10 protein-coding genes and 1 tRNA gene are annotated in these 14039 nt (G+C 40.7%); 5 read left to right on the top strand and 6 right to left on the bottom strand.

What is annotated here, in order from left to right; translation table 11 throughout:
* Positions 1 to 303: 303 nt before the first annotated feature.
* Positions 304 to 387: transfer RNA gene (locus UABAM_RS25110), tRNA-Leu, on the top strand.
* A gap of 463 nt (positions 388 to 850) precedes the next feature.
* On the opposite strand, the gene UABAM_RS25105 is transcribed toward UABAM_RS25110, so the two are convergent.
* From UABAM_RS25105 to UABAM_RS25090, 4 genes are all read right to left on the bottom strand, one after another.
* The gene (locus UABAM_RS25105; protein WP_151970749.1) at positions 851 to 4369 is read right to left on the bottom strand and encodes a GumC domain-containing protein; all 3519 of its coding nucleotides are present in this window, start codon (positions 4367 to 4369) and stop codon (positions 851 to 853) included.
* 131 nt (positions 4370 to 4500) lie between these two features.
* Positions 4501 to 6150 (bottom strand): hypothetical protein, encoded by a 1650-nt coding sequence (locus UABAM_RS25100; RefSeq protein WP_151970748.1) that lies wholly within the window; start codon positions 6148 to 6150, stop codon positions 4501 to 4503.
* Positions 6151 to 6207: 57 nt separating this feature from the next.
* Positions 6208 to 7599 (bottom strand): DUF3482 domain-containing protein, encoded by a 1392-nt coding sequence (locus UABAM_RS25095; protein ID WP_151970747.1) that lies wholly within the window; start codon positions 7597 to 7599, stop codon positions 6208 to 6210.
* Entirely contained in the window at positions 7592 to 9115 is a 1524-nt protein-coding gene (locus UABAM_RS25090; protein ID WP_151970746.1) for a DUF2868 domain-containing protein, read from the bottom strand. The genes UABAM_RS25095 and UABAM_RS25090 overlap by 8 nt, the downstream gene beginning before the upstream one ends.
* Positions 9116 to 9282: 167 nt before the next feature.
* Between UABAM_RS25090 and UABAM_RS25085 the strand changes: the two genes are divergently transcribed.
* The gene (locus UABAM_RS25085; RefSeq protein WP_151970745.1) at positions 9283 to 10245 is read left to right on the top strand and encodes a hypothetical protein; all 963 of its coding nucleotides are present in this window, start codon (positions 9283 to 9285) and stop codon (positions 10243 to 10245) included.
* A gap of 30 nt (positions 10246 to 10275) precedes the next feature.
* Here the strand turns inward: UABAM_RS25085 and UABAM_RS25080 are convergent, their stop codons facing one another.
* Positions 10276 to 11373, bottom strand: a complete 1098-nt coding sequence (locus UABAM_RS25080; RefSeq protein WP_173013566.1) for a gamma-glutamylcyclotransferase family protein — start codon at positions 11371 to 11373, stop codon at positions 10276 to 10278.
* Between the two features lie 215 nt (positions 11374 to 11588).
* Between UABAM_RS25080 and UABAM_RS25075 the strand changes: the two genes are divergently transcribed.
* The 3 genes from UABAM_RS25075 to UABAM_RS25065 all read left to right on the top strand — a co-directional run bounded on the left by UABAM_RS25075 (position 11589) and on the right by UABAM_RS25065 (position 13377).
* The gene (locus tag UABAM_RS25075) at positions 11589 to 12005 is read left to right on the top strand and encodes a VOC family protein (protein ID WP_151970743.1); all 417 of its coding nucleotides are present in this window, start codon (positions 11589 to 11591) and stop codon (positions 12003 to 12005) included.
* Between the two features lie 126 nt (positions 12006 to 12131).
* A complete protein-coding gene (locus UABAM_RS25070) occupies positions 12132 to 12551 on the top strand; it encodes a hypothetical protein (protein ID WP_151970742.1) in 420 nt (139 codons plus the stop codon).
* 25 nt (positions 12552 to 12576) lie between these two features.
* Positions 12577 to 13377: a hypothetical protein gene (locus tag UABAM_RS25065; protein ID WP_151970741.1), complete on the top strand. Its 801-nt coding sequence runs from the start codon at positions 12577 to 12579 to the stop codon at positions 13375 to 13377.
* Between the two features lie 35 nt (positions 13378 to 13412).
* Here the strand turns inward: UABAM_RS25065 and UABAM_RS25060 are convergent, their stop codons facing one another.
* A complete protein-coding gene (locus tag UABAM_RS25060) occupies positions 13413 to 14039 on the bottom strand; it encodes a histidine phosphatase family protein (protein WP_173013565.1) in 627 nt (208 codons plus the stop codon).

Raw genomic sequence — 14039 nt, 5'->3', positions numbered from 1 at the left:
TTAACCATTCACAAAAAACCTTTAGGAGAGTTAAAGGATGAAGATTAAAAAAATTCGTTCCAGTATCGATCTATATACAAAAAAACCATTTCAACACGTAGAATTTAAGGAAGCCTGTGATGTCACCTAGTGACGCGAGCGAAGGCAATCGCGACGACATAGACACACACGCTTCGGATGATCCGAAGCTTTTTTTATGCCTTCACCGAAAAACAGAATGCCGGCCTCTGTTTTAAAATAGGGACGTAAAACCTCAGGAATATCAAGTGGTATGTAGGTTCGATTCCTACCGTCTCTTTTCCCGACCTTGTGGTGAAATTTAGGTAGTCACGCAACACTCAGAGCGTTGTGCCGAAAGGTATGGGGGTTCGAGTCCCCCCAAGGTCAATTGCAGTGAACTAAACTCCGAGAGTGGTTTAGCTACAAGCCAATGTCTCCTCCTCTCGGAGATATTTTTCTTTGGAGAGATATGCCCAAACTCCTCTTTTGTAAGCATCATTCCGCAACACGCCGATTGTGAATCCCCAAAACAATAGTCAGTAATTTGTCATCGTGTCAGAGGTTTTTCTTCGCACAATAACACCACTTTTTTTTCTAAATCAGCCAATATTATTGCTTCTTCAACAAAATCTTTTATTTGTGCAACTGGTGCCTCAACTGGTGCCTCAACTGGTGCCTCAACTGGTGCCTTTTTTAGCTGTAGTCTTTGAGTTTTCAAGCGGCGGTGAATACGTTTTGGATTCGCTGGTATGTGATGCCCTCCTGCCGACGTTAGCCGGCGGGAGGGCACCAAATACTAGCATATTTCTATACTCAGAGAATATCGACTAATGTTGCAAAGTACTCAACTTTACTTACGAGGCAATCCACCGGTGTCGAGATGCTTTAAAGTGTCGGTACCTCCCAGCCACAGTGTAAAATAACGACTTTTTACTCCGACAACACGAGCATTTACTATTTGAATAGGCGGAAGCTTTTCTATCCAAATAACACGCCCTCGCGAATCGAGAACTTCGCGTGTAGGTGTGTACGAAGTAGTTCCATCGACAATTGCCACGAATTCGATGTCGACAAGTCCAGGATATTTCCAATCAATATGCCCTTCCTTCGTCATTTCATATTTTTGCAAAATTCCCGCACGGAAATCCCTAAAAATCTTGAATTCGGCGAGTTCTATTTCGCGAAAACGTTTCCACAATTGTGGGTCCCACACATAGGAAAACATTTCATTACCGTGTTGTAAGAACCATCCTTTGGTGTTCCAACTTGCCACAGGGAATTTGGCATTGGCAATGATCTTACCTTCGTAGTTTTCAGGATTGTTGAGCATATCCATACGATTGGCTTTTGCCTGGGTGTATTGATCGCGAAATGTATCAAAACCTTGTTGGGCCGCTTTTTGTGAAGCGGTTTCTATACGGCCAAGTAAATCTTGTTTAAGCTGTTTTAACGTACCGTCAATTTCATTGTAGATATCCGCATAGGTGATGTAGTAATCGAGAAATTGTTGTAGTAACGCATTGCCTTGGGCTTTTTTCTTGGCATCGGCAATTTGGCTGCGCTTAAAATCTTCTTGGTTATTCTCGGTGATATTGCGAATACTATCGCATAGTCCCAAGAATTCCTTGTACTCAAGAGCCTTCTTCGAATTTGCTTCAATATTTTTGCACCATTTTTCGATTTGTGGAGACAGTGCGATTCCTGCGCCAAGAACAGCAATCAACTTTTTGTTTTGTTGAAAATACGTTTCTAACGGTTGGTTAAAAGTTCTTGGTCCTTTATTCCACTGATCACGTTGTTTGATGACTTGTTCCACATCGGCAAAACGCTCGTTGGATAAATCGTTGATACGTGTCGCTGCGTCGGATAGTTTGCTCTTCATTTCATTGAATTTCGGCGCAATCTCCTCATGGAGTAGTAAAGCTTTGTAGCGAGGATCATAAGGTGAATTTTCGATCTCTAAAGCTTTTTTGGTATCTTCTCTCAGTGCCGATAAAACGCTGTCGATGGCTGAATCAAGATAACGTCCACCGCGGTCAATATCTTGGAAATAGCTTCTGACACTGGGGTTTTCTTTTTCTAGACTTTTCCCGACTTCAATGATTTTATCCTGGTTGAATTTATACTTACACAACAATAACATGTTGTCGGTGGCTTTGAGTCCTTTTCCTACTATTCCAAGAACACGGTCTATTAGTGCTCGCTGTGCACTATTTGCGGTATCGGCGATGCGCTTTTCTAATGCCGCAATTTGTTCGAATAGTGGTTTGACTTGTGGGTGATTGCGAACACTTTCGAGATCTCCTGTGTAGTAAGAGGTATTTTTGAGCATCGAACGCAAAACATCTACATCTTTGACACGCCCTGTACTCGCAAGAGTAGCCTTCAGGTTCTTAATCGCCTTTTTTTGGCGGTAAGTGAGTTCTTTGGGTGTATGAGTATTGTCAGGTGTAGTCGTGGTATTGTTGTTGTTTTTTGCCGCAAGTATGTCTTTCAAACGTTGTTGCTGTGCGTCGAGTTGCTTTTGCAGAGCCTGAACTTCGGGGTGAGCGGTTTTGTTTTGCAAGTCGGTCATTTGGTACTGAGCGTTCTTGATAGAAGAGCGCAAAACGTCGGGGTCGGTGATGCGATCCATGTTGCTGAGTACAGCGCGCACATTACCAAGAGCACGTTTTTCACGGTAAGTAAGCTCTTCTTTTTTCGGAGCGGTCGTCGTGGTGGTGTTGGTGTTGTTTTTGGCGGCAACGATGTCTTTCAAACGTTGTTGCTGTGCGTCGAGTTGCTTTTGCAGAGCCTGAACTTCGGGGTGAGCGGTTTTGTTTTGCAAGTCGGTCATTTGGTACTGAGCGTTTTTGATAGAAGAGCGCAGAACGTCGGGGTCGGTGATGCGGTCCATGTTGCTGAGTACAGCGCGCACATTACCAAGAGCACGTTTTTCACGGTAAGTAAGCTCTTCTTTTTTCGGAGCGGTCGTCGTCGTGGTGTTGGTGTTGTTTTTTGCGGCAACGATGTCTTTCAAACGTTGTTGCTGTGCGTCGAGTTGCTTTTGCAGAGCCTGAACTTCGGGGTGATCGGCCTTGTTTTGCAAGTCGGTCATTTGAGATTGAGCGTTCTTGATAGAAGAGCGTAGGACGTCGGGATCATTGATGCGATCCATGTTGCTGAGTATAGAGCGTACATTACCAAGGGCACGCTTTTCGCGGTAAGTAAGCTCTTCTTTTTTCTCAGGAACTGTTGTGGTCGTGTTGGTATTGTTTTTGGCGGCAACGATGTCTTTCAAACGTTGTTGCTGTGCGTCGATTTGCTTTTGTAGAGCCTGCACCTCGGGATGATCGGTCTTGTTTTGTAGGTCGGTCATTTGGTACTGAGCGTTCTTAATAGAAGAGCGCAAAACGTCGGGGTCGGTGAGTCGGTCGATATTACTGAGTACAGCGCGTACATTACCAAGGGCACGTTTTTCACGATAGGTAAGCTCTTCCTTCTTTGGAGCTGTCGTAGTGTTGGTATTTTCTTGTACTTTGGGCTTTGTTGCTTCGTTGACTTTGTTTTGCAATTCTTTAAAGGATTTTACAAGTCCGAGAACCTTTTCATGTTGTGCGTGTTTTTCAACAAGCGCTTCGAGATCACTTTCTGCCTGAGCCAAATATTTTTTGATCACTTCGGCATCATTGCTTTTTTGCGCATTATCAAGGAAGTACTTTACGTTGTTGAGTTTTTTACTGTCTTGATACGAGAAACGTTGTTTTTTCGTTTCTATTTTGACCTTGGCATCGGCTATTTTTTGTTGATACTCTTTTATGGAAGGATGCGTAGCGCGACTTGCCGGCATTTCCGCTATTTTGTCTTTGGCTTGCTGTAGGTATTTATTGGCAACACTACTGTCGTCCGTGTTTCCTGCCGCATTCAAAAAGTACGCAACATCTTGTAGTAACCTTTTTTCCTTGTAGGAAAGAGGTGTCATTTTTAATTTGGCATGAAAGGCAACAACCGAAGAAAAAGAGGTACTAATTGTCCCTGCGGTGATGTGCTCTTTTGTAATCGTGAGTTCCTTGAGTCCAATAGCGTCATTATTGCGCAAGTCGGAGTCTTCTATTGTTATTTTGATTTTATCTCCGGCAACGACATTGATCTTTGTGTCTATTTCTTTTTCCACCTTTAACACATTGGAAAGTTTTGCAGAAGTAAATTTTTTTTGCCACACCTTACCGTTCCATTTATAAATGGAAATAATGAGGTCTGGCTTGCCGAGAGCATCCCATGATTTTCCATTGGGCTTTTTGGCAGCAACTTCCACTTTGTTAATCGTCATTGCATACTCTGCAAATATAGGTATCCACATGATACATAACAGTAATATAGATTTTTTCATTGAAAACCTCAGTCGTGAAAATGAATAAGGAATTATTCGAACAATTTACACTGATTTTCGAACTTGAGTTCGCCTTGAAAACACATGAACTTCTATCATTTTGATTCCATTAGATGATGATTTCTATTGGCCTAACGGAATCGTGCGTCTACAGCTCGAATGTTGCGAAAAGTTCTGCGTATTGTTTGGCTGCGTCCTCTTTGGGTAAAATTGAATTGCCCAGGCCTTTTTTTTACGGTGGCAGGGTTTACCTCAAAAATATTGTTATTTTGTAAACGAAAGAGCAGTTGGTAATTCCAACTTTTTTCCTGAAAGACGCGTACTTGGTAGGAGATGATAAACCTACCTGTTTTAAATATGGTAACTGTGGCATGTTGTATACTCACTACTCTTTCGCCATCTTCAAAAAGCACATCTCCAGTAAGTTCAAAATCTTTTTCGGTTATTTCGGCCTTAATGACAAAAGAAGCTGTCTGTTCGACGCCATAACCATCGGAAACGGTGACGTTGTAAGTTCCCGGTTGGTTTCCTGCGAGAAATTCTCCGTTGGCGTTTATTTGTCCCCCTCCCGCTTTCCATACAGGCTCAAAATACAAAGGTCTATTTTGATAATCGTAGCCCACGGCTTGAAAAACATGGCGATCACCACCGTATATGAATGGGGGAATATTGACAATTTTGATGCTTTTTATAATCGGAATAATCTTATAGTACATTCCCACGCGGATGTCCGTTCCGATACCTTCGACAAAAATTTCGTAGGTGCCAGGAATTTCGCCGGGGGTCAGATTTCCGTTGGCGTCTACTTGACCACCTGTTGCCGACCATTTTACAGGAAAATTAATTTCATTGCGATAGCGATCAAAGCAGACGGCGCGGTATTGGAATGTTTCTCCTGGGCGTAGGCTCTTTTCTGTACCATATAAATCAATGACTTTGAGCGGCGCTTGTATGTGAACAAAACGCGATATACTTTGTCCGCTGTTGCGATCGCGCAGACGAATTTCGTGGCGTCCATATTTGTTACCCACTACAAAATGCCCCTCGGCGCTAATTGTACCCGCAGGAGTATTCCATTCAGGTTTGATGGGGAAACGATCACCAAACTGATCATAGGCAACGACGCGAAGGTCGCAACTTTCCCCTGCGTTCAATGTACCGGGCAAACCTTCTATAGAAAAGCGCGATAAACGTGGAATTTCGGTAATGTCGATAAAGGCATCGCCGTTGGCAAGTGTTTTTTTATCGGTACAGCGTAGCCAACCAGTGCTTTGTAGCGAACGATAAGTAGTAAGTTTGATTTTATTTGAGGCCATATACTCGATTTTACCAGCATTTGTACTCCACTTTCCCGAAAAAGAAACTGGTTGCTCTTGTGCGTTGTACGCCGTGGCGGTAAAAATATCCGATCCTCCGGGTTTGAGTGTCACTTTTTGCGGAAAAATTTCGATGCGTGTCACATTCGCACTTCGTTTCTCTTCTTGCTGTTTTTGCAATTTGTTGAGATTTTGGACAATCGGTTTTTTGGGCAGTTCTTTGGGTTTTAAGGCCGTATCCTGCGATGGAGAAATCTCTTCCACGACTTCACCATCTTCAAGCTGCGGTTCGGTGTTTTCCTCTTCGGTAACGACGACTTCTTTAACTCCGCCTACTCGTTCTTCTGTGTCTTGCAAATTTTGTTCGTTGTCACTTGTATCACGTGGCTGAACGCCTTGGAAGACCAAAAAAACGAAAATACTTACCCAAAACAAACCTAATAGAACTAAAAACTTATTTTTCATACAAAAATCCTTGTTGCATAGACAAAGTGAAAAACAAATGTCAGAATAACATTGCGATTACTCTTTACCATCAATTTCTTTTAACATGGGAACAATGATTTCTTCCACAGCAACGTCGGAATGATTTCCTTTGATCGTGTCTTGTAGCCACGTTTTAAACTGCTGTTGCTGCTCTTGTGTCCACTTAGAAGTAAAACCTTGCTTTTCTCCATCTTCTACCTTTACTTTGGTTTCTACGCGTTTTCCGTGTGCTCTATTGACCATATACGAATAGTACAATATCATGCGGTCAACTAAAATATAATAAAATTGTATTTTCTTGTTGGCGATAGTGACATGTTGTTGTTTACCAACAGACACATCGAACATATCTTCGCCTTTGAAGTGCGCTGTTGCGGCAGCAGCGGCTCCGAGAAGACCGCCAACAGCAAGGCTTGCCCCTCCAGTAATTGGGGCAAGTAAAGCGCTAATCCCCAAACCAATACCTGTGCCCCCTGCTGCCGCAGCGAAAGTAAGTTGATTCTTAGTAAGACCCAAAACGCTCCATGTTTCTTCGGAAAATAATTCTTCATTGATAATGGATTTTTGTGGAATTTCAACGTCGAATATTCGGTGGCGATACACACTGCGGACTTCTTTGCGAAATTCGCTTTCAATTTTTTCGATTCCCTTTTTGTAGGAGATGATAAGTTTTTGCTTTAAAGTTTTGATATCACCGATGGTGTTGCCTTTTGTCGAAAAGGCGATGCACTTTCTGAGTTTGTCTGAGATATGTTCTGCGATTTCTTTGTACAAACGATCGCGTTGTTGCTTGAGGTTTTCGGTAACAAGCTCCAATGTGTCGGCCAGATTGTCTACCAGTGTTCCCATTGTTGTTAGTAAACGTACGCGGTCTTTGAAGTTAGCACGGTGTGCATTGAAGTTTTTCACACTATTGAAATATTTGCTGCACTCATTTTTCCATTTATCGATGTGTTCTTCGCTGTCTTTACGGCAATTAATAAGAGCAATGCGCCCACAGCCGGACATACTGACTATTTCCATGGCCCATATATCTTGCTGATCCACAGGACGAGATCCATCAAATACGTAAAGAATACAAGCCTCCATGTAGTTTTTTATCGGAGCGAGTAGTTGACAATCGAGTTCCAGATTTTTTTTCTTGTGGTGCATATCGCAAAAAGCGCTGATCAAGTTCTTGCTATTTTCATAACTATTTTCGTTTTTCCTCAGCCATTTAAGTATTTTTTTCGGGTGTTCAAAACCAGGCGTATCGATAAAATCCATGATTCTTTCGCCGTCGATTTCTATGGGGAAAACACGATATTCTTTTGTGGTCCCCGCATCGTGATCTACTTCTACTTTATCGTGACCAACGAGTGTGGAAACAATAGAAGACTTTCCTTCATTGCTTTGCCCCATAATGATAAATACCGGTGTATCACTCATCTTTTTCTCCTAAACAAACCACACTGGTATACGGATCTCCTAGCTTCGCGATAGCATTTGTCCACATTTTGTAGTCGTTTTTGTCTACCTTGTGTTGCTCACCATCTACAGGTTTTCCAAGTAAAGCAACAATAATTTCTTTTTGCGCAATTGTTTCGCGTATATCGCTAATAAACTCCACAGCTTCGCCAATAGGAGGTTTCCATGCCGCTTGCAAAACAACTATACCATCGCAATGAGAATTTTCAATATAGTCAATGGCTTTGTCTTCTCCCTCTAAACTCGATTCTATCATGTATATTTCATTTTTGTATGTCAATTTTTTTTGCACTTGTTGCTGCAAATAACCGTCCGCGTACAATTTGGCAATCGATTCCCATAGCAAGATTTTATACTCACTTTGCGCTGTCTTTTCCACTTTTTTGATTTCGATATTGGATATTTCTGTGGTTTGGTGTTGTTGGTTCTCTTGGGCAACATTTGTGCTGTTGCCGTCTATTTCGACATATTGTGTAACAAAACGGCGCACTAATCTTTGGCAGTTGGCGTGATTAAAATCAAAGTGAGCAACACTGCGGCGTTGCGCAAAATAGCCAATAAATAAAAACAGTAGACGAGGTAGTAATCCGTAAAATAATATCGACAAACACAGAAATGGCCACCACGAGGCGAGATGTTCGCTCTGTAAGTGGTAAATACCATCTTTGAGTATGATGCGGCTGCCCTCGATCTCTTCTAAGGAAGGGTAAGCATGTTGCTCCATGCACCATGACCATGGTGTGGCGATTACTTTGACTGTTTTATGAAGTACTTCACTTTGAATTTCGGCGGTAGACTGCCAACCGAGCGCAAGGTCAGCGGTAAAAACTTTAAATAGCAGCGTGAGAAGAATGGCGATATTGAAAAAAATGGCAAACAACTGTGTCGCGTTGAAAATTTGCCATTTGAACAAACGACCATAAATCAATTTTTGTGAGCGAATAAATCCCATTTTAGCTTCGAAATTCTTAGCATTTTTACTAGACAATTTGTGGTAGGTATTTTTTAAAACAAATAGCGCAAGTCTTTTGAGAAGTCTCTTAATGATAGGACTCAAAAATGTCAAAGAGCGCAATTTGTTGCGCAATAAAAATACAAAAAACGCCGCAATTAACAGCAACATTTGTAAAATAATGAGCACAAAGAAAAACGCACTGACATTTATGGGCATCTTCCCATCATACCACAGAAAACTATTGGTAAGAGCAAAACCCGAAATAATACCGACAAAAATCAAAATGTTTTTGAGAAGTAAATAACTGTTGTTGTAGATGTCTCCAGGTAATTCTTCGAGATCATCTTCTTGTGAACGACGTAGCTCGAGCCACTTTTTGATTTGCGTTGGTTTATCTTTACACATTTCCTCAATTTCATTGACGAAAAGCAAACGGTCACGCTTAATTAAATTTTCTTGATCTTTTTCGCGGTCGGTATAAAAAAAGTATTCCAAGTCAATAAAGTCTTTTATTTTCCACATAGTTATTCCATTGTTACTAAATTGAAGTTGTTTAACAGTAAATTTGTCATCATCAAAATACACTACTTATGATAAAATAATTGTTGGAATGTGTCATCAGTAAAATTTTGAGAGTATTGTCTTTGATTTTGGTTTCAGCAATGGATTTTCTAGGGGGGAAATTCAATATGTTTTTATTGCGAATATATATATTATTTACGGCGACCATGTTAAAAATGATGGTTCTCATCGTTCTGATGGCCTTACTATGCGACATGGTACGTATGATTCCCGCCTACGCTACGGCCTTAACACACGGTGATTTTTGGGAAGATGCAAATGAGTATGCCACAGGAGAGCAAAGTTTAGAGCAACTTACCGCAAAGTATGGCAAAAATTTTACCAAAATCGCCAGTGGTGCTTTTTGGATGTTTCTTCCTAGCGAAAAAACCATCACATTTCATTTGACGCTGGCCACAAAATCCGGAGGTTCCATCACTCAGATTTTAGTTCTCATGATATTTTTTTACATACTATTCCGCATCACAATTTCCTGGTATGCCAAGCAATGTTGTTGCGAGAACGATCCATTTTTACTTTACCATGAGTATTTCTATACGACCTCCATCGCACATAAACTATCTATACTAACCTCTGCGATCGTTGTATTGGTGATTTCATATATAAATGCTTCTTTAGAAACACAATACACGCACTTGTCTTTTCACGAGTTAGTGGCGGTGTATTTTGTACTGTCTTATACCAGTGCGATATGGTTTTTGGTGATTAAATACATTATCGATATACAATACATCGAACAAAATCGTAATCCGCACGATATGTACCGCGATGATGTGATTGCGGTCATTTTGACGATAGGTATTTTATTTTTTTTCAGCAACTCTTTTTTATCTATTCTCTCGGAAATCATTGCCGGAGTATTGCCGTTTGTGTTGGTGAAAACAATACGTTTTAATGTACCAAATAGCAAACTACTAGAAGAGAAAGACTCTCTCGTATACAAATATGAAGAAGCAATGGGGATGCATAGTACAATATACCGAGAAATCTCACTGGCACTTATTGGTGTTGTTATTCTCGCGGTGATTATTGGGCAAATTTTTATGGCCGATGGTTTAATGTGGAGTTAAAATTTGAGCCCGTTTCGGGCTTCAAATTCACTATCTCATATGATTGGTGATGTTACAAACAATGTAGTCTTCCGGAAGACCCTGTTCTTGCGCACCTTCTAGTACTTTTTGGTAGTATTCATCAGAAGGCAGTTGTGGAGCGCTGAACACACTTTTGGATATATACGTAATCGCGCGCATAGGTTTGTTATTTTTGGTTTTCACATTGACGTAACTTTGGTCGTAACCACCTTCGTAGCGAGCGAGTATAGGCAATGCACTTTTGTCGACCTCATAACAAACACCCCAAACTTCTTGCTCCTCTTCTACAAAAACATTTGCTTTTGCGGTTCCATCTTTTCCTTTTTTGTTGAAGGTGAACTTGTGGTTTTCGAGATACACCACACAGTAATTGTGTATTTTGGCAGGTTCGTCGCCGCTTTGCAAACGCTTGAGGAGTCTTTCGAGTTTCATATTGCTACCATAAGCAAAATAGTAAACATGCTCTATACCACATAACTCATCTATTTTGCGGATAAAATTACGCCGTAGTTGCAAATCTTGTGCAAGTTGTCGCTTGTAGTTTTCGATATACTGCAAAATAGCTTGTTGAAAGTTGGTACGGTAGATAATCATATTGCCGTCGTCAAGCGCTTTGATCAAATTCTCACGACTAGAAGCACGTATCTTCGACGTTTCCTTCGTTTGCGCTTCATGTAGTAGTCCACAACGAATATTACTGTAAAAAACATTTGCTAGCTTTTCGGTGAAATAATCTTTAAAAGGTGTGTGGTTTAATAAAAAGTCTTTGAATAACTGTTTGCTACTGACATACTCATGTACCCACAAATCTTTATGCTTTATCGTGTATGTTTTTCCTTGATAGAAAGCCTCGAGAAACTCGATCAAAATGCACTGAATAGCCACAATGGTAAAACCTTCGCCACCCTTGAGGTCTTTTTCTAAAATAGAATCTATGGGGTCCAGGAAGCGCGAACGTATTCGCCAATCAAAAATCTCATAGGCTTTCTCCCACGCGTCCTCTGGCAACTCTTGTATGTTTTTTAAAAGAGTTAGACGTAAAGATTTCCAATCTCCAACTGTCGTATGCCCCGAAATTTTTGTTTTGTCATCGATTTTTGTCGACATTCTATTCCTTTCCATTGTGGGAGTCATATGAACTAATGTGAATCAATAGCGAAATTGTCGCATATTCTTAATCCGCAACTCAAGTCAATTTTAAACTTTAACTTTTTTCGTATTCATTTATTTTTATGATTTGATTTTGACTTTCTAATTCATAGAATGCTTTTGTTATTCTGTCGATCCTGTCCATTTTTTAGAAATCTAGAAGAGAGACTGACATGATAAGTTTATTTCATTTAGCCGTACCTGTTGGTGACTTAAATGCCGCCAGAGATTTTTATAAAAATGTCCTTGGGTGTAGCGAAGGGCGCAGTAGTGATTCTTGGGTGGACTTTAATTTATTTGGTCACCAATTTGTCATTCACCACGTACCAGGTTACGTGGCAAAATCGGCAACGAACCCTGTCGATGGTCATGAAGTCCCCATTCCACATTTTGGCGTTATTCTGACCATGGACGCATGGTGTGCACTACGCGACTCGTTGCACAAAGCAGATATTTCTTTTGTGATTGAGCCATATATTCGTTTTAAAGGTGAGCCTGGTGAGCAAGCGACAATGTTTTTTCACGATCCGAGTAACAATGCTTTGGAGTTTAAGGCGTTTGCTAATTTCTCTCAAGTATTTGCTAAATAGTGACCTGTGCTATATACGCTTCATGAAAATGTGAGATTGATTAAAGTCAAACTTTCTTTTGCAAAATTCGTCAAAAACATATGCGATTCTGTTTGTAATATTTTTACTAAAGAATGAGGTGCTACGTTGCGTTTATTTAAAATATTTGGAGAAATGACCGACTTAGGGGATGAGGGAACGATTTATTTTGGAGTTCCCCAGTACCGCTACCCATCGCAAAAAGCGGTGGTTTTAAAATTCGCGGTCGCGATGATGATGGTTTATGTCGTTATTTACACAATACAAAGATTTCATTTGCACCAGTCAGTGGTAAGTTCATCTGTCATTGCTGGATATTTTTTTGTCGCTTATTTTGTACACCCCATACCCGATAGATGCGGAATCAGATGGTTCAGCCTTTTGATTGACATTCCATTTTGCGTTTCGGATGATCACCATAGATTTCTTTTATTTCTCGAAATTTTACTGTCGCCAGGATTATTTATGATGAGTTCGGTAATCGATTTCTCACGACTTTTTATTACCCCTGGATTTATTACAAAATAGCTCTTTTACCGTTAGGTGTTTTACAATGGAAGAAAATAAAGTTAACGTTGAATTTTATGAATTCACTAGCAAGCAGTTGTTCGCAAATTCCCAAATTCCATTAGAACAACTACCCGATTCCTTCGCGATCAATACCACGATTCACTTTGGGGATTCGGATTGGAAAGTAATGGCGGCACAACCACTCAAAAAATCAGAATTTGCGGTGTCGGGAAAAGTGGAATTGTTTCTTTCCAAAGTAGAAACAATGGACCCTAAAAATATACTCTACAGTTTACCTTCGATTAATGATGAACTTCCCAATGTGGTTGAGCAACAGGGAGAGAACGTTCTCGTCTTACTCGAAGACGACTGGCGTCAAGCGGAGTGCGTGAGCACAGATTTTTTAGAACAAATCAATGTCGAAATTGAGCAAATTCGCGACATTTACAAAAACGATCGCGAAAGCTCTGGATTTCGCAATATGCATTTGCGTAAGAAAATTACCGCACCACTTGAAGGAAAAAAAATTGTTTTGGAAGATTTATACAACCATTTTAAGTGTAATGTTCTTTATGATGGTGTTGGTTTTAATACGAGTCATGGGGCGATTGAAAATGGGTTTGCGTTTTCCACGGCAGGCAACTGGATTTTTTGGGGGCAGATCGGGGAACAAAAAAGTATTGCCTTTTTAAACGTAATCGCGATGGCAAATGCCATCATTGAGCCATTTTCTTCGCAAATGGACCAGTTTTTAAAAGACCAAGGGTTATATGTTGTGGATTGGACGCGCATGTTGATTGTCGGAGATGGACAGAGTTCTTTCGATCAGTTTATGACTTTCTGAAAATAAGATGAACAGGAAAATTCCTGTTCATCTTGCTAGGGGGTGTACCATTGCCCGTTTATCAATACATGAATTTTGGCGTAGCCAGCCAAGGGCAGAGCGTGTTTTTCATATCTTTGGTACATTGTGGTTTGTTTGGCATGCCCAATAAGCGTCGCGCAAATATCTCCGTGGCTAAATATAATGATCGTTTTTGTGGTCTTATATTCACTGAGTTTTTGCAAACAGCGTTTTGTGGCATCGGATAAAGATTCACCTTCCGTAGGGCGAGGGTCTTTACCCTCTTTCCAATTTTGCGTACGCCACTGCCAACTTTTTCCGCCTTTTTTCATCGACAAAAACGCCTGTGACGTTACCTTTTCCCCTCCGTGATTGTTTTGAGCAAATGCGATATCACGTGTTTGCATCGCGCGTTTTTTTGTCGAACTGATCCATAGGTCAATGCGTTCGTTTTCTAATATTTTTCCTAGAGCTTTTGCTTGTTTTTCTCCGAGAGTTGTCAAACTATCTGCTTCGGCGTTTTCTGGTATCTTCGCGAGATTTTTGTAAGCTTCGGCGTGACGAACTACGATAATTTTTTGCACGACTTTGGGAGAGGAGTAAAAGTACCCGAATATGCCTGTTAGTACAGCGAATAAGACAAATATAATTGTGTTGCGCAT

This window comes from Candidatus Uabimicrobium amorphum (assembly GCF_009002475.1).
Taxonomy (GTDB): domain Bacteria; phylum Planctomycetota; class Uabimicrobiia; order Uabimicrobiales; family Uabimicrobiaceae; genus Uabimicrobium; species Uabimicrobium amorphum.
The sequence above is the reverse complement of the archived record's forward strand: the minus strand, read 5'-3'. Positions and strand labels throughout refer to the sequence as shown.

Excerpts from the sequence above, each read along its gene's own strand:
- UABAM_RS25105 (WP_151970749.1), bottom strand. The coding sequence starts at position 4,369 with ATGAAAAAATCTATATTACTGTTATGTATCATGTGGATACCTATATTT.
- UABAM_RS25100 (WP_151970748.1), bottom strand. The coding sequence starts at position 6,150 with ATGAAAAATAAGTTTTTAGTTCTATTAGGTTTGTTTTGGGTAAGTATT.
- UABAM_RS25095 (WP_151970747.1), bottom strand. The coding sequence starts at position 7,599 with ATGAGTGATACACCGGTATTTATCATTATGGGGCAAAGCAATGAAGGA.
- UABAM_RS25090 (WP_151970746.1), bottom strand. The coding sequence starts at position 9,115 with ATGTGGAAAATAAAAGACTTTATTGACTTGGAATACTTTTTTTATACC.
- UABAM_RS25085 (WP_151970745.1), top strand. The coding sequence starts at position 9,283 with ATGTTTTTATTGCGAATATATATATTATTTACGGCGACCATGTTAAAA.
- UABAM_RS25080 (WP_173013566.1), bottom strand. The coding sequence starts at position 11,373 with ATGTCGACAAAAATCGATGACAAAACAAAAATTTCGGGGCATACGACA.
- UABAM_RS25075 (WP_151970743.1), top strand. The coding sequence starts at position 11,589 with ATGATAAGTTTATTTCATTTAGCCGTACCTGTTGGTGACTTAAATGCC.
- UABAM_RS25065 (WP_151970741.1), top strand. The coding sequence starts at position 12,577 with ATGGAAGAAAATAAAGTTAACGTTGAATTTTATGAATTCACTAGCAAG.
- UABAM_RS25060 (WP_173013565.1), bottom strand. The coding sequence starts at position 14,039 with ATGCGCAACACAATTATATTTGTCTTATTCGCTGTACTAACAGGCATA.